At 68.4% G+C, this 16947-nt stretch carries 20 protein-coding genes; 13 read left to right on the forward strand and 7 right to left on the reverse strand.

Annotated elements, in window-relative coordinates; translation table 11 throughout:
- Positions 1–40: 40 nt before the first annotated feature.
- The 3 genes from pstS to AC1DTF_RS15630 all read right to left on the reverse strand — a co-directional run bounded on the left by pstS (position 41) and on the right by AC1DTF_RS15630 (position 2924).
- Complete coding sequence (gene pstS / locus AC1DTF_RS15620) at positions 41–1174, reverse strand: phosphate ABC transporter substrate-binding protein PstS (RefSeq protein ID WP_162264233.1); 1134 nt, start codon at positions 1172–1174, stop codon at positions 41–43.
- 92 nt (positions 1175–1266) lie between these two features.
- Positions 1267–2124, reverse strand: coding sequence for a mycothiol synthase (gene mshD / locus AC1DTF_RS15625; protein WP_082614206.1), 858 nt, complete (start codon positions 2122–2124; stop codon positions 1267–1269).
- Positions 2121–2924 carry a winged helix-turn-helix transcriptional regulator gene (locus AC1DTF_RS15630; RefSeq protein WP_162264234.1) on the reverse strand — a complete coding sequence of 268 codons (804 nt, stop codon included), beginning with the start codon at positions 2922–2924 and terminating at the stop codon, positions 2121–2123. Before AC1DTF_RS15630 ends, mshD begins: the two co-directional genes overlap by 4 nt.
- A 182-nt stretch (positions 2925–3106) precedes the next feature.
- Here AC1DTF_RS15630 and lmeA point away from each other — a divergent pair, with 182 nt between their 5' ends.
- From lmeA to AC1DTF_RS15665, 7 genes are all read left to right on the forward strand, one after another.
- Positions 3107–3904, forward strand: a complete 798-nt coding sequence (gene lmeA, locus AC1DTF_RS15635; protein WP_477474724.1) for a mannan chain length control protein LmeA — start codon at positions 3107–3109, stop codon at positions 3902–3904.
- Positions 3901–4323 (forward strand): thioredoxin family protein, encoded by a 423-nt coding sequence (locus tag AC1DTF_RS15640; protein ID WP_477474725.1) that lies wholly within the window; start codon positions 3901–3903, stop codon positions 4321–4323. The genes lmeA and AC1DTF_RS15640 overlap by 4 nt, the downstream gene beginning before the upstream one ends.
- The gene (locus tag AC1DTF_RS15645) at positions 4323–4445 is read left to right on the forward strand and encodes an Ms5788A family Cys-rich leader peptide (protein ID WP_370517663.1); all 123 of its coding nucleotides are present in this window, start codon (positions 4323–4325) and stop codon (positions 4443–4445) included. Before AC1DTF_RS15640 ends, AC1DTF_RS15645 begins: the two co-directional genes overlap by 1 nt.
- Positions 4446–4531: 86 nt before the next feature.
- Entirely contained in the window at positions 4532–4996 is a 465-nt protein-coding gene (locus AC1DTF_RS15650) for a DUF4395 domain-containing protein (protein ID WP_057167911.1), read from the forward strand.
- Between the two features lie 35 nt (positions 4997–5031).
- On the forward strand, positions 5032–5865 hold the full coding sequence (locus AC1DTF_RS15655; RefSeq protein WP_057167910.1) for a sulfurtransferase: 834 nt from the start codon (positions 5032–5034) through the stop codon (positions 5863–5865).
- A 1-nt stretch (position 5866) separates the two neighbouring features.
- Positions 5867–6169 carry a DUF1416 domain-containing protein gene (locus AC1DTF_RS15660; RefSeq protein ID WP_057167909.1) on the forward strand — a complete coding sequence of 101 codons (303 nt, stop codon included), beginning with the start codon at positions 5867–5869 and terminating at the stop codon, positions 6167–6169.
- A gap of 164 nt (positions 6170–6333) precedes the next feature.
- A complete protein-coding gene (locus AC1DTF_RS15665) occupies positions 6334–6990 on the forward strand; it encodes a heme-binding beta-barrel domain-containing protein (RefSeq protein WP_057167908.1) in 657 nt (218 codons plus the stop codon).
- 297 nt (positions 6991–7287) lie between these two features.
- Here AC1DTF_RS15665 and AC1DTF_RS15670 read toward each other — a convergent pair whose 3' ends face one another.
- Positions 7288–8085 carry an aminodeoxychorismate lyase gene (locus tag AC1DTF_RS15670; protein WP_477474753.1) on the reverse strand — a complete coding sequence of 266 codons (798 nt, stop codon included), beginning with the start codon at positions 8083–8085 and terminating at the stop codon, positions 7288–7290.
- A 36-nt stretch (positions 8086–8121) separates the two neighbouring features.
- Here AC1DTF_RS15670 and ygfZ point away from each other — a divergent pair, with 36 nt between their 5' ends.
- Both ygfZ and AC1DTF_RS15680 read left to right on the forward strand, forming a co-directional pair.
- The gene (gene ygfZ / locus AC1DTF_RS15675) at positions 8122–9201 is read left to right on the forward strand and encodes a CAF17-like 4Fe-4S cluster assembly/insertion protein YgfZ (RefSeq protein WP_477474726.1); all 1080 of its coding nucleotides are present in this window, start codon (positions 8122–8124) and stop codon (positions 9199–9201) included.
- 131 nt (positions 9202–9332) lie between these two features.
- Complete coding sequence (locus AC1DTF_RS15680) at positions 9333–9527, forward strand: DUF3073 domain-containing protein (protein WP_057167905.1); 195 nt, start codon at positions 9333–9335, stop codon at positions 9525–9527.
- Positions 9528–9555: 28 nt separating this feature from the next.
- Here the strand turns inward: AC1DTF_RS15680 and purM are convergent, their stop codons facing one another.
- Positions 9556–10632: a phosphoribosylformylglycinamidine cyclo-ligase gene (gene purM / locus AC1DTF_RS15685; RefSeq protein ID WP_149445007.1), complete on the reverse strand. Its 1077-nt coding sequence runs from the start codon at positions 10630–10632 to the stop codon at positions 9556–9558.
- A gap of 141 nt (positions 10633–10773) precedes the next feature.
- Between purM and AC1DTF_RS15690 the strand changes: the two genes are divergently transcribed.
- On the forward strand, positions 10774–11211 hold the full coding sequence (locus AC1DTF_RS15690; protein WP_477474727.1) for a cupin domain-containing protein: 438 nt from the start codon (positions 10774–10776) through the stop codon (positions 11209–11211).
- A 73-nt stretch (positions 11212–11284) separates the two neighbouring features.
- Entirely contained in the window at positions 11285–12265 is a 981-nt protein-coding gene (locus tag AC1DTF_RS15695; protein ID WP_057167903.1) for an NAD(P)H-binding protein, read from the forward strand.
- A gap of 26 nt (positions 12266–12291) precedes the next feature.
- Here the strand turns inward: AC1DTF_RS15695 and purF are convergent, their stop codons facing one another.
- Entirely contained in the window at positions 12292–13842 is a 1551-nt protein-coding gene (purF, locus tag AC1DTF_RS15700) for an amidophosphoribosyltransferase (protein ID WP_477474728.1), read from the reverse strand.
- A gap of 147 nt (positions 13843–13989) precedes the next feature.
- On the opposite strand from purF, the gene AC1DTF_RS15705 reads away from it, so the two are divergent.
- On the forward strand, positions 13990–15300 hold the full coding sequence (locus AC1DTF_RS15705; protein WP_477474729.1) for a DoxX family protein: 1311 nt from the start codon (positions 13990–13992) through the stop codon (positions 15298–15300).
- Here the strand turns inward: AC1DTF_RS15705 and AC1DTF_RS15710 are convergent.
- Positions 15297–15677: a sterol carrier family protein gene (locus AC1DTF_RS15710; protein ID WP_057167900.1), complete on the reverse strand. Its 381-nt coding sequence runs from the start codon at positions 15675–15677 to the stop codon at positions 15297–15299. The two genes, AC1DTF_RS15705 and AC1DTF_RS15710, sit on opposite strands and share 4 nt — an antisense overlap.
- Positions 15678–15694: 17 nt before the next feature.
- Here AC1DTF_RS15710 and AC1DTF_RS15715 point away from each other — a divergent pair, with 17 nt between their 5' ends.
- Positions 15695–16909, forward strand: a complete 1215-nt coding sequence (locus tag AC1DTF_RS15715; protein WP_477474730.1) for an MCE family protein — start codon at positions 15695–15697, stop codon at positions 16907–16909.
- Positions 16910–16947: the final 38 nt, after the last annotated feature.

Genomic DNA, 16947 nt, shown 5'->3' on the forward strand with positions numbered 1-16947 from the left:
GCACCCATCCTCGCCTCGAATTAGCCGCTACGCCAGTGGACTAGGCAGCCGGCCCGATGGCCTCGATGGAGGTCAGCAGACGCTCCTTGAACTTCTCCGGCAGCGGCACATAGCCGGCCGAGGACAGTCCGGCCTGTCCGTCATTGGCGGCGACGGTCAGGAAGGACTTGACGGCCGCGGCGGTCTCGGCGTCGTAACCGTTCGAGCAGACGACCTCGTAGGTGGCCAGCACCAGCGGGTAGGCGCCTTCTTCGGTGGTGCCGTACAGCGAAGCCAGGTCCAGCGTCAGGTCATTGCCCTCGGCGGCGAACTTGGCGGCGTCGATGGCCTTGCCTGCTGACTCGTCGGTCAGTTCGACCGCGCCCGCACCGGTGTTGATCTGTGCGTAGGACAGGCCGGCCTGATCGGCGAAGCCCTTCTCCACGTAGCCGATGGCACCCGGGGTGGCCTGGACGGCCTGCGCGACACCGGCGGACTTCTGCGCGCCCTCGCCGGCGCCGCCCTGGAACTCGCTGCCGTCGCCCTTGGTCCATGCGCCGGCCGAGGCGGCCTCCAGGTACTTCTGGAAGTTGTCGGTGGTGCCCGAGGAATCCGAGCGGAAGATCGGGGTGATATCGGTGTCGGGCAGGGTCTTGCCCTCGTTCAGTGCGGCGATGGCCGGGTCGTTCCACTTGGCGATCTGGCCCTGGAAGATCTTGGCCAGAGTGTCACCGTTGAGCACCAGTCCGTCGACGCCCTCGACGTTGTAGGCCATCGCGATGGGCCCGAAGACCAGCGGCAGGTTCCACGCCGGGTTGCCACCGCAGCGCTCGGCGGCCTGGGCGGCCTGCTCTTCCTTGATGGCCGAGTCGGAGCCGGCGAAATCGACGTTCTTCGCCACGAACTGCTCGCGGCCCGCACCCGAGCCGGTGGGGTTGTAGGAGAGGTTCTTGCCCTGGCACTTCTGACCCCACACCTGGTTGAACAGGGCGATGGCGTTCTGCTGGGCCGTCGAACCCTCGGCGGTGATGGAGTTCTTGCCGCCGCAGTCCGCGGCGGCCGAGGACGTACCGGAGGCCGAACCGCTCGTGGCGGTGCTGCCGGTGTTGTTGTCGCTGCCGCACGCGGTCAGCGTGAGCGCGGCGACAGCGGTCGCCGACAGGGCCAGGCCGATATTGAGCTTCACGAATCCCACTTTCAGTTGACGGCTTCAGACTCCCCGGCAACGTATGCGGTGGCAGTGGACTGTCAGCGGCCTCAGAATGAACGGGAGGTGAACAGGTACAGCTAGTTCACAGCTGGCGCGGCGTACGCCACATCGGCGCTGTAGACGACAAACCCCAGGCGCCGATAGGTTTTCACCGCGGCGGTGTTGTTGCCCTCGACATACAATGTGACATCGGCCTCAGGCCCCAGCCGCCCGGCGAGATGATGCAGCCCCAGCAAAGTCAATTCGGCGCCGAGACCGCGGCCCTGTGCGTCCGGATCCACGCCGACGACATAGACCTCGCCGAGGCTCCGGGAGTGGACCTTCGTCCAGTGAAAGCCCAACAACGTCGGCCCTTCGAAGGCCAGGAACAGTCCGGCGGGATCGAACCAGGATTCGGCGCGCCGCTCATCGATGTCGGCCCCGGTCCAGCCGCCCTGCTCGGGATGCCAGGAGAAGGCCGCGTTGTTGACGCGCAGCAACTCGGCGTCGTCCTGCGGCCCGGCATAGGTGCGGATCTCGTGGTGCCCCACGATCTCCGGCAGGTCCGACAACGAACGCCGCATCTGGAGTAACTCCCGTACCGGCTGCAGCCCAAGTGCGGAGGCCAATGCCCGGGCGGGCGCCAGATCTCCGTGCGCCCAGATCCGGGTCTGCGGGCCGCCCTCGGCGAGTCCGGTGCGGATCAACTCGGTCCCGATGCCGCGGCGGCGGGCGTCGGGATGAACCACCGCCTCGGCCATCTCGGAACCGAGGTTCAGATAACCGACCACCGTGTCCCCGTCCAGGGCCAGCAGGTGACGGGTGTCGTCGCGGCTCAGCTCACGCAGCACCTGATCGCCGACCGGTGCCACCCCGTCCAGCGCGGTGGCCGCGGTGACGATGTCGGTGATCCGGGCCCGATCATCAGCGGAAAGCCCGGTGCGCCATTCGATCACTGGCTGTGCAGTGGGCCGAACGAGCCTGCGGTCGAACCGAAGTCGGATTCGCCGAGGTCCCCGTCGAGCTCACCGTCGTACTCGTCGTCCTCATCGAGCTCATCGACGGCCGGTGCCGGCGTGCGCCCACGCGCAGGCCGCACGGCCTTGTAGCCGACGTTGCGGACGGTGCCGATCAGCGATTCGTACTCGGGCCCGAGTTTGGCGCGCAGACGTCGCACGTGCACGTCGACGGTGCGGGTGCCGCCGAAGAAGTCGTATCCCCAGACCTCCTGCAGCAGCTGGGCGCGGGTGAACACCCGGCCGGCGTGCTGCGCGAGGTACTTGAGGAGCTCGAACTCCTTGTAGGTCAGGTCAAGCGGGCGGCCACGCAGCCGCGCGGTGTAGGTGCCTTCGTCGATGACGAGCTCGCCGAGCGTCACCTTGCCGACGCTCTCCTGGTCGGCGACCCCGCCGCGGCGACCGATCAGCAGCCGCAGCCGGGCATCGATCTCGGCGGGCCCGGTGCCGGGCAGCAGGATCTCGTCGAGACCCCATTCCACGTTGACGGCGACCAGCCCGCCTTCGTTGACCACGGCCACCACGGGAACCGAGGTCCCGGTGGTGCCCAGCAGGCGGCACAGGCCACGCGCAGCGGCCAGGTCGGTGCGGGCATCGACGATCGCTATATCCGCGGTTCCGGCTTCGAGCAGGGAGGACACTTCGGTCGGTGCCGTCCGTACGTTGTGCGCCAGCAGCGACAGGGAAGGCAGCACGGTGTCCGGGTGCGGGTCAACGGTCAGAAGTAGAAGTTCCAAAATGTCCTCCCGAGTCCTGGATCGTCCCCGGGACATCGGTGTCGGAGGTCATCTTCCAGATTCATGGTTGACACGTGGCCGTTACGACCGACGATCGCATAACAATACCGTGCTACCTGCTGGTTAGCAGACCCGAACCGGCGGGTGTCGGTCCGGCGACCCGGTGGGTGCGACAGAATGACCGGGTGCGCAAGCTGCTGACCGGTGTCCTCGCGACCATTCTCGCGGTGATTCTGGGCGGCGTGGGAACGGATTTCGGTGCGGCCATCTACGCCGAATACCGGTTGGCGCGCAGCGTGCGCACCGCCGCGCAGCTGCATTTCGACCCGTGGGCCAGCATCCTGGGGTTCCCGTTCATCACCCAGGCACGCGCGCACCACTACCGCGAGATCGAGATCCGGGCCAACGGYGTCGAGCACCCGGTGACCGGCAGGGTGTCGCTGGAGGCCACGCTGCACTCGATCGATCTCACGGACTCGACCTGGCTGATCGGCCCGGACGCCAAGCTGCCGGTCGACATCGCCGAGAGCCGGATCATCATCGACTCGACCCACGTCGGGAAGTTCATGGGCATCAAGGACCTGCTGGTCGAGGCGCCGCAGCGGGAGAGCAACGACGCCACCGGCGGCACCACCGAATCCGGTATCTCCAGCGGCAACGGACTGATCTTCACCGGAACCCCGACGGCCGCGGACTTCCACGAGCGGGTGAGCGTGGCGGTGGACCTGACGACCGGCGATGCCGACGGCAGCACGCTGGTCATGACCGCGACCGGGGTGCTGACCGGCCCCGGCACCGCCGACGAGCCGGTGCCCGAGGACAAGACCGCCGCGGTGCTGAAGGCCTTCAGTAACCGCATTCCGGGCCAGCGGCTGCCGTTCGGCCTGACGCCCACGACGGCAGGCGCCCGCGGATCCGACATCATCGTCGAGGGCATCGCCGAGGGACTAACCGTGCGCCTGGACGAGTTCAGACAGTCATGAACACTTCGCTGACGCTCGTCATCGTGATCGTCATCGCGGTGCTCGGCCTCGGGTACCTGGTGGGCAAGCTGATCACGCTGCGCTCGGGGATGATCCGGGCCGCAGCCGAGGCCTCCGATATCGACACCAGCGGACTCGGCCTGTCCAGCACCGGTCCGACCATCCTGCATTTCAGCGCGACGTGGTGCGGACCCTGTGCGGCGGTGCGCCGGGTGGTCGACCAGGTATGCGACGAACTGCCCGCAGTGGCCCATGTGGAGATCGACATGGACGAAAATCCCGAAGCCGCACGGCGGCTTTCGGTGCTGTCGCTGCCGACCACCATCATCTTCGACGGCGACGGGCGTCCGCGGTACCGGACCACCGGCGTCCCGAAAGCCGCTGACCTGCGCTCGGCGCTCGAACCGCTATTGGCTTGATGCCGGTGCCTACGGGTATTGTGTGCGTCGTGACCGCCCGTCTTGAGCTGCTGCTCACCAAACGCCGCGCAGTTGATCTGTGCCGCACCGCGGGTTGTTGCTGTTGTTGTCGTAGCTGCTGATAGCCGCGCCCTCATCTTGGTGCGCCGCTTCCCAGGCGCCTTCGTGGCCTGCCAGTCCAGCCCAGCCAAGCAACAGGAGCATTCACATGTCAGCCAATACCGGGGCCATTGCCCAGGACCAGGTCGACGTCCGCGGACCCCGCTTCGTCGCCTGGATCACCACCGCCGTGCTGATCGTCACCCTGCTGGTCTCGACGGCCAGCGTGCCCGCGGCCGCCGTCATCCTGGGTCTGCAGACGATCGTCTTCGCCGTCGGTGCCGCACTGGGACCGCGCCGGCATCCCTACGGCGCGGTGTTCGCGGCGCTCGTCGCACCGCGGCTGAGCCCCGTCACCGAGCGTGAACCGGTCGCTCCGCTGAAGTTCGCCCAGCTGGTCGGATTCGTCTTCGGCGCCGTCGGGACCGTCGGTTTTGCGCTCGGCGCGCCGCTGGTCGGTCTCATCGCCACCGGCTTCGCACTGTTCGCCGCATTTCTCAACGCCGCCTTCGGCATCTGCCTGGGCTGCCAGATCTACCCGCTCGTCGCGCGGTTCCGCCGCGTTCCCGCCTGACCTTCACGCACCACACAACCGAAAGGAACCACTTCATGGCACGCTCCGACGTCCTGGTCTCCACCGACTGGGCCGAGAGCAATCTCGACGCGCCGAAGACGGTCTTCGTCGAGGTCGACGAGGACACGTCCGCCTACGAGGGCGGCCACATCCAGGGTGCGGTGCGCCTGGACTGGAAGACCGAGCTGCAGGATCAGGTGAAGCGCGACTTCGTCGACCAGCAGCAGTTCTCGAAGCTGTTGTCCGACAAGGGCATCGCCAATGACGACACCGTGATCCTTTACGGCGGCAACAACAACTGGTTCGCCGCCTACGCCTACTGGTACTTCAAGCTCTACGGGCACGAGGACGTCAAGCTGCTCGACGGCGGACGCAAGAAGTGGGAGCTCGACGGCCGCCCCCTGGTCACCGAGGTGCCCGAGCGGGCCGCGACGTCATATTCGGCCAAGGCGCCCAATAACGACATCCGCGCCTTCCGCGACGAGGTCATCGCCGCGATCGGTGAGAAGAACCTGGTCGATGTCCGCTCCCCCGACGAGTTCTCCGGCAAGATCCTGGCCCCGGCGCACCTGCCGCAGGAGCAGAGCCAGCGCGCCGGCCACATCCCCACCGCCATCAGCGTGCCGTGGAGCAAGGCGGCCAACGAGGACGGCACCTTCAAGTCCGACGAGGACCTGGCCAAGCTGTACGCCGAGGCCGGCCTGGACGGCGACAAGCTGACCATCGCCTACTGCCGCATCGGGGAGCGCTCGTCGCACACCTGGTTCGTGCTGCAGGAGCTGCTGGGTCACAAGAACGTCAAGAACTACGACGGTAGTTGGACGGAATACGGTTCCCTGGTGGGAGCCCCGATCGAGTTGGGAAGTTGATATGTGCTCTGCACCCAAGCAAGGACTGACGTTGCCCGCCGGCGTCGACCTGGAGAAGGAAACGGTCATCACCGGCCGTGTCGTGGACGGCTCGGGCCAGACGGTCGGCGGCGCGTTCGTGCGCCTGCTGGACGGCTCCGACGAGTTCACCGCCGAGGTCGTCGCGTCGGCCACCGGTGACTTCCGGTTCTTCGCGGCCCCGGGCAACTGGACGCTGCGGGCGCTGTCCCCCGCCGGCAACGGCGATGCCAGCATCGCCCCGACCGGTGCCGGCATCCACGAGATCGACGTCAAGGTCGCGTAGTCACTCCACCGGTCACCGCGCTCGGGCCTCGACTCGAGCGCGGTGACCTCTGGCGGTTAGGATCATCCCGTGGTTCTGTTCTTCGAATTCCTGCTCGTGGTGGCCGTCGTCGTCATCACCTGGTTTGCGCTGTACGCCGTCTATCGGCTCGTCACCGACGAGGGGTGAGCTCCGACAGCGACGCAGCGGTTCCCGGCTCGGGTGACCGGGCGGTGGCCTCTGCGCTTGAACGGGCCAAGATCACCGCGGCCCGCAACATCCCGGCCTTCGACGATCTGCCGATCGCCGCGGACACCGCGAATCTGCGCGCGGGTGCGGACCTCAACCCCGCGCTGCTGGCCCTGCTGCCGCTCGTCGGCGTGTGGCGCGGTGAGGGCGAGGGCCGCGATGCCGACGGTGACTACCGGTTCGGCCAGCAGATCATCGTCTCCCATGACGGCGGCGACTATTTGAACTGGGATTCGCGGTCCTGGCGGCTGAACGCCGACGGCGAGTTCGCGGCCCCCGACCTCCGCGAGACCGGCTACTGGCGGTTCGTCAACGACCCCGCCGATCTCGACGAGACCCAGGCCATCGAGCTGCTGCTCGCCCACTCCGCCGGCTACGTCGAACTGTTCTACGGCAGTCCGCTCAACCAGGCATCCTGGGAGCTGGCCACCGACGCCCTGGCGCGCAGCAAGTCCGGCGTGCTGGTGGGCGGCGCCAAGCGCCTCTACGGCATCGTTGAGGGCGGCGACCTCGCCTATGTCGAAGAGCGGGTGGACGCCGACGGCGGCCTCGTGCCGCATCTGTCGGCTCGGCTGGTCCGCTTCATCGGCTGACACCCACGCCACGACGGGCACCGAGCTCGCTGACCGACCCCAGACATGGAGCAGCCCCCGAGCCGTTCGTCTTGGTTGGACCAACCAAGGGCTCGGGGGCCGGGTGGCTGCTTGGAATTCGCCAGCGCTCGCAGGATGCACGATGCGCGTGTGCGAAAGAGCCAAGAGACCCATCACACTCCTGGTGCTGCTAGCTAGCAGCCACCTCACTTGTCCGTATGTCACTCAATTTCTCGGACCACCTCCTCTCCTGTGTACGAGCGACCGTACTCCCGGAACCGTGACCCGACAACCGATTTAGCGCGACATCGCGAGGTCCACCAGACGGGCCAGCTCGCCCGCGGCCGGCGCCGGCCGCAACGCCACACCGTCGAGGGTGTGCACCCGCGCACCCAGCGTCACCGCGGAGACCAGCCAAACCCCTTGGGCAGCAAGGAGATCCGCGACGGTCAGCGCGCGGTAGGCGCTGCGCGGCGCGATCGCGAACAGCGCGCCGACGGTGGTGCCCGCCAGGATCGGCAGGCTCGGCGGCGGGCTGAGCAGAATTTCGCTCTGCGCGATCACCACCGATGAGCGCGGTCCTTCCAGCACCGCCCCGTCGTCATCGACGAAGATCGCGTCACCGGCGCCGCGGCGCGACGCCTCCCGCAGGGCGGCGACATTGAGGGCGTAGGACAGCGATTTCGCGCCCGTCAGCGCACCGCGCGGCCCGGGATTCAGCGTGACCGCGGCCAGTCCGTCCCGGCGGGCGGCAACAGCGCGGGCGGGCACCGCGGACACCGCCACGAACGACGCCCCCCGCCCGTACAGCAGCCGCAGCACGCCGTCGGCAATACCGCCCCAGTGCGCCGCCGCGACATCCACCGCCGCACGCCAGCGGGCCGGGTCCGGGCGGGGCAGCCCGGCGATCGCGGCGGAGCGGTCCAGCCGCGCCAGATGGGCGTCCAGCAGGCATGGCCGGCCGTCCCGCAACAGCGTGGTCTCGAAGACACCGTCACCGCGGGTGAGCACCGGGTCGACGGCCCGCACCAGCGGTGTGGACGGGTCGTGCCGGACGCCGTCGAGATCCACCACGACGTCCGCGGATCGGGCCACCATGGGGCAGAGCGTAACCGCCGTAGCATTGGCGGTATGTCCGCAGTTCCCGCACCAGAAACAGGACCAGACGCCGGCGCGGTCTGGCATTTCGGCGACCCGTTCGGCGAGCAACGAGCCGCGGAGGGGGCCGCCGTGGTGGTGGACCGCTCGCACCGCGCGGTCCTGCAACTGACCGGAGCGGGGCGGCGCAGCTGGCTGCACACCATCTCCAGCCAGCACGTCAGCGACCTGCCCGACGGCGTCGTCGTCGAGAATCTGAGCCTGGACGGTCAGGGTCGTGTCGAAGATCACTGGATCCAGACCGAGCTCGACGGGATCACCGTGCTGGACACCGAACCGTGGCGTGGTGAACCGCTGCTGGGCTTCCTGCGCAAGATGATCTTCTGGGCCGACGTCACCGTCGACCCCGCCGACCTCGCGGTGCTCACGCTGCTGGGACCCGGACTGTCCGAACCCCGGGTGCTGACCGCTCTCGGGGTCGAGGCGCTGCCGGCTCCGTGGACCGCGGTGGCGCTGCCCGCGGGCGGATTCCTGCGCGGCACCTACCCCGGTGAATACGACGTGCTGGTGCCGCGGTCCACCAAGGACGGCTGGATCGATGCGCTGATCGCCGCGGGGGTCACCAGGGCCGGCGTGTGGGCCTATGAGGCGCACCGGGTGGCCGCCGCCCGCCCGCGACTCGGCGTCGACACCGATGAGCGCACCATTCCGCACGAGATCGGCTGGATCGGCGGGCCCGGCGTGGGCGCGGTGCACCTGGACAAGGGCTGCTACCGCGGCCAGGAGACCGTCGCGCGCGTACACAACCTCGGAAAACCGCCCCGCATGCTGGTGCTGGTGCACCTGGACGGGTCCGCGGACCGACCGGCGACCGGCGATCCACTGCTGGCCGGGGGACGGGCGGTGGGCCGGCTGGGCTCCGTCGTCGACCACATCGACGACGGTCCGATCGCTCTGGCGCTGGTGAAACGAACCCTGCCGGTCGACACCGAACTGACCACCGGAGGCGAGTCGGCGGTGGCCGCCGTCATCGACGCGGACTCGGTCCCGGACGTCGACGGCGTCGGCGCGGGGCGCCTCGCGGTGGAGCGACTGCGCAGCGGAGGCGGTTAGAACCGCGGCAAGGAAGGGCCTACCAGCGGCCCGCCGCGGGGCACGGTAAAGTGTTGGCAGGACAATTAGACACACACAGATCGGAGCCGCCTGCACGTCGGGCCGCTCCGTTATTGCGCGAGGGGGTCCCAATGGGCCGCGGCCGAGCTAAGGCAAAGCAGACCAAGGTTGCTCGTGACCTGAAATACAACACGCCGGAGACTGACTTCGAGCGGCTTCAGCGCGAGCTGTCCAACAGCAGCGCGGCCGACGACTTCAAGGGCAGCTCCGACGATTTCGCGGGCCCCGCGGACCGTTATGCCGACGAGGACGACTGGCGGCGCTGACCGCCCCGGCGGCGCGCCGCGCGTTCCCTCAGAACCGCGGGTGCTGCCCGACGAGCTGAGCTCGCACCCCATCCTTCGTACCCTTTGCGACGGTTCCGACCGTCCAGCAGGCGAGGTGGCGCGCGGTCAGAATCGCCAACGCGCGGTCGGTGTCCTCCGGCGCGACGATGGCGACCATGCCGACGCCCATGTTGAACGTCTTCTCCATCTCGGCGCGCTCGATGCGTCCGCGCTGGGCGATCATGCCGAACACGGGTGCGGGCGTCCAGGTGCCGCGATCCACCTCGGCCACCAGGCCGGGCGGGATGATGCGTTCCAGGTTGCCGGCGAACCCGCCGCCGGTGACGTGGCAGAAGGTCCGCACATGGGTCTCGGCGGCCAGCGCCAGGCAGTCCTTGGCGTAGATGTAGGTCGGCTCCAGCAGTTCCTCGCCGAGGGTGCGGCCGAACTCCTCGACATGACCTGACAGGTCCATCCGGTCGATCTCCAGCAGCACCTTGCGGGCCAGCGAGTAACCGTTGGAATGCAGACCGGTCGAAGCCATCGCGATGATCACGTCACCGGGCTTGACCCGTTCCGGGCCCAGCACGTCGTCGGCCTCCACGACACCGACGCCGGTGGCCGAGATGTCGTAGTGGTCGGGTTCCATCAGCCCGGGATGCTCGGCGGTCTCGCCGCCCAGCAGGGCGCACCCGGCGAGCACGCACCCGTCGGCGATACCCGACACGATCGCGGCGACCCGCTCCGGCACGGTGCGGCCGACGGCGATGTAGTCCTGCAGGAACAGCGGCTCGGCGCCACACACCACCAGGTCATCGACCACCATGGCGACCAGGTCCAGCCCGACGGTGTCGTGCTTGTCCATCGCCTGGGCGATGGCCAGCTTGGTGCCGACGCCGTCCGTGGAGGACGCCAGCAGCGGCTCGCGGTAGCCGTCGCGCAGCGCGAACAGCCCGGCGAACCCGCCGAGGCCACCACGGACCTCGGGCCGGGTGGCCTTCTTGGCGAGGGGTTTGAACAACTCGACGGCACGATCGCCCGCCTCGATATCCACTCCGGCGGTTGCATACGAGATGCCGTGTTGTTCGGCGCGGCCTTTACCCATGGTCACCGGCTCGCCAGTCGAAACTCGCTCATCGGGCCCAAGGTTACCGGTCGCACACCCCAACCACTGCATGGGCGGTGACCTCATCGCATTCAGCCGACTGCTTCCGCGCATGCCCGCGCTGTGACAGCGTGTCCGGTCATGACACCAATTCGCTCATTGTCGCTGGCTGCCGTCGTGTCCGCGGCGGTGTGCTGCCTGCCCGCCGCCGGGGTCGCGTCCGCCACACCCAGCATCGGGGTCGAGGCGCGGATCCTGTCCCAGTCCACCCTGGACGGGCAGGACTTCATCACCAAGGAACTCACGATCGCCCCTGGCGGGAGCACCGGCTGGCACTGGCATCCGGGCCAGGTGTACGGCGTCATCCGGGCCGGCACGCTCACTCATTACGGCTCGGACTGCGAAGTCGACGGCGTCTACCCCACCGGCGGAACCATCACCGAGCAGAGCGGGACCGGCTACATCCACCTCGGCCGCAACCTCGGGCCCGACCCACTGGTGATGTGGGTCGGCTACATCGATCCGGCCGGTTCCCCGCAGGCCAACCCGGTACCGAACCCGGGCTGCCCGTTTGAGTGAGGCCATCTGCGGTCATCCAGGGACCTGTCGGCTCCGAATACGTCATGAGAGCCCATCATGAATCGGAGGACCCGTGCCGGACACGAACCCACGCTGCTTGGTCACGGGAGCAACGGGATACATCGGCGGGCATCTGGTGCCTGCGCTGCTGGAGCGTGGCTACTCGGTGCGGGCGCTGGCCCGGACCCCAGCGAAACTGGACGACCGTCCCTGGCGTGACCGCATCGAGGTGGCGCGCGGCGATCTCGGTGACCCCGACTCGCTGACCGCGGCGTTCGAGGGCACCGACGTCGTCTACTACCTGGTGCACTCCATGGGCACCTCCAAGGACTTCGTCGCCGAGGAGGAACGCTCGGCACACAACGTGGTGGCGGCCGCCAAGCGCGCCGGTGTGCGCCGCATCGTCTACCTCAGTGGCCTGCACCCCGAGGGCACCGAACTGTCCCGCCACCTCAAGTCCCGCGCACTGGTCGGCCAGATCCTCATCGATTCGGGCATCGAGACGGTGGTGTTGCAGGCGGGCATCGTGATCGGGTCGGGTTCGGCGTCGTTCGAGATGATCCGGCACCTCACCGACCGGTTGCCCGCGATGACGACACCGAAGTGGGTGCACAACAAGATCCAGCCGATCGGGGTCGATGACGCGCTGCACTATCTCGCCGAGGCCGCGACCGCACCGGTTCCGGAGTCGCGGACCTGGGACATCGGTGGGCCCGACGTGATGGAGTACGGCGCGGCCATGCAGGGCTACGCCGATATCGCCGGCCTGCGCCCCCGGGTGATCGTGGTGCTGCCGTTCCTGACGCCCACGATCGCGAGCTGGTGGGTCGGGCTGGTCACGCCGATCCCGTCGGGCCTGGCCCGGCCGCTGGTCGAGTCGCTGGAATGCGATGCGGTGATGCACGAGCACGACATCGACGGGGTGATCGCTCCCCCGGGCGGCGGCCTGACCAGCTACCGGGACGCGGTGCGCGAGGCGCTGGCCCAGGACGGCACGGGCGCCCGCGGCGGCAAGCGCCACCTGCTGCGGTTCAGCTCGGCGGCACCCGAGTAGGCAGGGACGCCACGACGGCGGTGCCGTCAGGGACGCCGTAGCGCGTCGGCGTTGTCGCCGCCGGCCTTGACCGACTCCAGCGGAAGGCCGTTGCGCGCGGCGTTGGCCAGCATGTGCTCGATCACGTTCTTGCCGAGTGCGGTCTCGCCGGGCAGCTCGATCGGGTAATTGCCGTCGAAGCAGGCCGAGCACAGCCGGGTGGCCGGTTGTTCGGTCGCCGCGATCATGCCGTGATGGCTGATGTAGCCGAGGGTGTCGGCGCCGATCGCCCGCCGGACGCCTTCGAGCATCTCGTCCTCATCGGCGGAGTTGCTGGCCGAGTTGGCGATCAGTTCGGCCGGGGTGGCGAAGTCGATGCCGTAGAAGCACGGCCACTTCACCGGCGGGGACGCGATCCGCACGTGTACCTCGAGCGCACCCGCCTCGCGGAGCATCCGGATGAGCGCGCGCTGGGTGTTGCCGCGCACGATCGAATCGTCGACGACGACGAGCCGCTTACCGCGGATGACCTCTTTGAGCGGGTTCAGCTTCAGCCGGATGCCCAGCTGGCGGATGGTCTGTGAGGGCTGGATGAAGGTGCGGCCGACGTAGGCGTTCTTCATCAGGCCCTGGCCGTACGGGATGCCCGAACCCTGCGCGTAGCCGACCGCGGCCGGGATGCCCGATTCCGGCACACCGATCACCAGATCGGCCTCCACCGGATTCTCGGCGGCCAGCCGCCGTCCGATGTCGACGCGGGTGGCGTGCACCGAGCGGCCGCCGATGATGCTGTCCGGGCGGGCCAGGTAGACGTATTCGAAGACGCAGCCCTTGGGGGTGGGGTTGGCGAAGCGGGTGGAACGCACGCCGTCGGCGTCGATGGCCAGCAGCTCACCGGGTTCGATGTCGCGGACGAACGAGGCGCCCACGATGTCCAGGGCGGCGGTCTCGGAGGCGACCACCCAGCCGCGGTCCAGCCGGCCCAGCGACAGCGGACGCACACCGTGCGGGTCACGGGCCGCGTAGAGGGTGTTCTCGTCCATGAACGTCAGGCAGAACGCGCCACGCACGGTGGGCAGCAGTTCCAGTGCGGCCTGCTCCAGCGTGGAGTCGGCGGCGCCGTGTGCCAGCAGCGCGCCCAGGATGTCGGAGTCGGTGGTGGCGGCCGGCGCGCCACGGGTCTCGATCAGACCCGCGTCGCGGGCCCGGGTGGCCAGTTCGGCGGTGTTGACCAGATTGCCGTTGTGGCCCAGAGCCACCCCGGTGCCTGCGGCGGTGTTGCGGAAGACGGGCTGGGCGTTCTCCCAGGTGGTCGATCCGGTGGTGGAATAGCGGCAGTGCCCAACCGCGACGTGGCCGTGCATGGCGGCCAGTGTCTGCTCGTCGAACACCTGACTGACCAGACCGAGATCCTTGAACACCAGCACCTGGGAGCCGTCGGCGACGGCGATGCCGGCCGCCTCCTGGCCACGGTGCTGTAGCGCATAGAGTCCGTAATAGGTGAGCTTGGCCACATCCTCGCCCGGAGCCCAGACGCCGAAGACGCCGCATTCCTCTTTTGGCTCGTTCTCTTCCGGCTCGACAGGCGCGAAGGTCACGATGGCTGCTCCCTGGGGGCTGTGGGTGACGCGGCCCAGTCTACGGTCATCCGACCCCAATAACTCAATCGGACGCCGGTTTTCGTCGTCACATCACCCAACCTCCGCAGCGGGGGTCCGCATTCCCGCCGACTACCGTGGGGCGTCGTGTGGCATCCAGTGACGCGCGTCGCATTCCGGTTCTGCTTCCTGTACTTCGGTTTGTTCTGCCTGTGGTTCGCCCAGATCACCTTCGCATTCGCCGGCATCATCGCGCTCTGGCTGCCCTCCGGGGCGGTCATGTGGCAGATGCTGCTGACCGCGCCGGTCACCGACTGGGTGGGGCGCACGCTGTTCGGGGTCGACGCGGCGCTGCGTCCCGGCTCGGGCAGCGGGGACCAGGCCGCGATCTGGGTGTCCATCGCCTGTCTGCTGCTGATCGCGCTCATCGGTGCCGCGGTGTGGTCGGTGCTGGACCGGCGGCGTACCGAGTACACCCGGCTGGCGGTCTGGTTCACCGTGTTCCTGCGCCTGTGCCTGGGCGGGCAGATGCTGTTCTACGGTTTCGCGAAGCTCATCCCCACCCAGATGCCCGCGCCGCCGCTGGCGGCCCTGCTGCAGCCCTTCGGGCAGTTCAGCCCGATGTCGGTGCTGTGGCTGCAGGTCGGCAGTTCACATCCCTACGAGATGGCGCTGGGCGCGGTCGAGGTCGCCGCGGGACTGCTGCTGTTCTGGCCCCGGACCGCGGTGCTGGGTGCGCTGCTCAGCCTGCTGAGCATGGGCCAGGTGTTCCTGATGAACATGGCCTTCGACGTGCCGGTGAAGATCTTGTCGTCCCACCTGCTGCTGATCAGCCTGGTCCTGCTCGCGCCGCATCTACGTCGGATAGCCGATACTCTTGTGCTGCAACGTCATTCGGAACCGCTGCACACACCGCGACTGTTCACCGGGCAGCGCGCCAATCGAATCGCGACAGCCGCGCAGGTGGGTCTGGGCATCTGGGTCAGCATCGGTCTCGCGGTCGTGGGCTGGCAATCCTGGCATGAATACGGCGACGGCCGGCCCAAGCCGCAGCTGTACGGCATCTGGGCGGTCACCGAGTTCAGCGTCGAGGGGCGGGTGTCGCCCCCGCTGACCACCGATCGGTTCCGATGGAGTCACCTGGTCGTCGACCGGCCCGGGTTGATCACCTTCCAGCTCATGGACGGCACCCTGCGGGATGCGCCCGCCCAGATCGACGCCGGCCACGTCACGATCACCGCGCCGTTGCCGCTGCCCGACGGGAAGACCGCTGCGGTACCGGACCCGACGCCGTTCGCCGATTTCAGCGTCGAACAGCCCGCACCGGACCGCCTCGAGTTGACCGGGCGCCTGGAGGGCCGCTCCGTCGACATCACGCTGCACGAGGTCGACCTGTCGAGTTTCACCCTGCGCAACCGCGGGTTCCACTGGGTGCAGGAGTACCCGTACTTCCGCTAGGAATCCAGGTCCACCAACGGCAACCAGTGCGAAATCTCGGCGGCACGCGATCCGGACAGATGCAGCGCCGGGGCGTCGATCCCGATCAGCCCGGTGACCAGCAGCAGCCAGGTGCGCGGATCGGTTTCCACGACATTGGGCGGAGTGCCCCGGGTATGGCGGGGGCCTTCGATGCACTGCACCGCCACGAAGGGCGGCACCCGCACCTCGACGCTCGCACCCGGCGCCATCGCGGCCAGCGTGCGCGCGGTGAGGCGCACCGCGGCGGCCAGTTCATCGCGCGCCGGTTCCGCGGTGGAATCGTCGCGCAGCCACTCCCCCACCGCGAGCACCGCGGCGCGTGTCTCTGCCGGATCCGCAGTACGACGGGCCATCATCGGTTTAGTGTCGCAAAGTGGCTGTCGTCGACCGTCCGGCACCGCCGTACAAGACGGTCGGCGCCATCGCTCTGATCGTGCTGACGATCGGCGCCGCGCTGATCTGGGGGCAGTTCCGAGGCGATTTCCGCTCGCGCACAGATCTCACCCTGATATCGCCGCGGGCCGGGCTGGTCGTCGATCCGGGATCCAAGGTGACGCTCAACGGTGTGGAGATCGGCCGGGTCGGCGAGATCGCGGCGACCAGCATCGCGGGCACTCCGCATGCGCGGCTGACGCTGCAGGTCGAACCGAGGTATCTGCACCTCATCCCGGCCAACGTCGGCGCCGACATCAACGCCAGCACCGTGTTCGGCAACAAGTACATCGCGCTGCGATCACCGGAAAACCCTTCCCCACAGCGCATATCAGCCGGCAGCGAGATCACCGCCAGCTGGGTGAGCACGGAGTTCAACACGCTTTTCGAGACGATCATGGCCATCTCGGAGCGGGTGGACCCGGTGCAGCTGAACCAGACCCTGACCGCCGCGGCGCAGGCGCTCGGCGGGATGGGCACCGCGTTCGGTGAGTCACTGACCGACGCCAACGCCATCCTGGAACGCTTCAACGCTCAGATGCCGCAGTTCCGCCGCGATGTGCGGGGCCTGGCCGAACTCGCCGACATCTACGCCGACGCCGCACCCGGCCTCTTCGACGGACTCGCGGCAGCGGCGTTGACCGCAGGCACGCTGCACGATGAGCGCGGCGCGGTCGACGATGCACTCTTGTCGGCCATCGGATTCAGTGGCACCGCCGGCGAGATCCTGGACCGCGGCGGGCCGTATCTGGGCCGTGCTGCCCAGGATCTGGTGCCCACCTCGAAACTCTTCGACTACTACAGCCCGCAACTGCTGTGCACCATCCGCAACTACTACGACGCCGCCCCGTTGATGGCCGAGGTGTTCGGCGGTGACAACGGGTACTCGCTGGCGTCGGCGGGCACGATCTTCGGCGCGGGCGTGCCCAATACCTATGTGTTCCCGGACAATTTGCCGCGGGTGAATGCCCGCGGCGGGCCGGGCGGACGGCCGGGTTGCTGGCAGAAGATCACCCGGGAACTGTGGCCTGCGCCGTATCTGGTGATGGACACCGGGTTGTCGATCGCGCCCTACAACCACTTCGAGCTGGGTCAGCCGATCTTCACCGATTATGTGTGGGGCCGCCAGGTCGGCGCGCCCACCATCAATCCCTGAGGCCTTGACCTCAACGACCATTGAGGTCCTACCGTGAC

The sequence above is a fragment of the Mycobacterium sp. P4_H6 genome (assembly GCF_056400845.1).

Coding starts and splice junctions, on each gene's coding strand:
- AC1DTF_RS15640 (WP_477474725.1), top strand. CDS start 3,901: ATGAACACTTCGCTGACGCTCGTCATCGTGATCGTCATCGCGGTGCTC.
- AC1DTF_RS15645 (WP_370517663.1), top strand. CDS start 4,323: ATGCCGGTGCCTACGGGTATTGTGTGCGTCGTGACCGCCCGTCTTGAG.
- AC1DTF_RS15650 (WP_057167911.1), top strand. CDS start 4,532: ATGTCAGCCAATACCGGGGCCATTGCCCAGGACCAGGTCGACGTCCGC.
- AC1DTF_RS15655 (WP_057167910.1), top strand. CDS start 5,032: ATGGCACGCTCCGACGTCCTGGTCTCCACCGACTGGGCCGAGAGCAAT.
- AC1DTF_RS15660 (WP_057167909.1), top strand. CDS start 5,867: ATGTGCTCTGCACCCAAGCAAGGACTGACGTTGCCCGCCGGCGTCGAC.
- ygfZ (WP_477474726.1), top strand. CDS start 8,122: ATGTCCGCAGTTCCCGCACCAGAAACAGGACCAGACGCCGGCGCGGTC.
- AC1DTF_RS15680 (WP_057167905.1), top strand. CDS start 9,333: ATGGGCCGCGGCCGAGCTAAGGCAAAGCAGACCAAGGTTGCTCGTGAC.
- purM (WP_149445007.1), bottom strand. CDS start 10,632: ATGGGTAAAGGCCGCGCCGAACAACACGGCATCTCGTATGCAACCGCC.
- AC1DTF_RS15690 (WP_477474727.1), top strand. CDS start 10,774: ATGACACCAATTCGCTCATTGTCGCTGGCTGCCGTCGTGTCCGCGGCG.
- AC1DTF_RS15710 (WP_057167900.1), bottom strand. CDS start 15,677: ATGATGGCCCGTCGTACTGCGGATCCGGCAGAGACACGCGCCGCGGTG.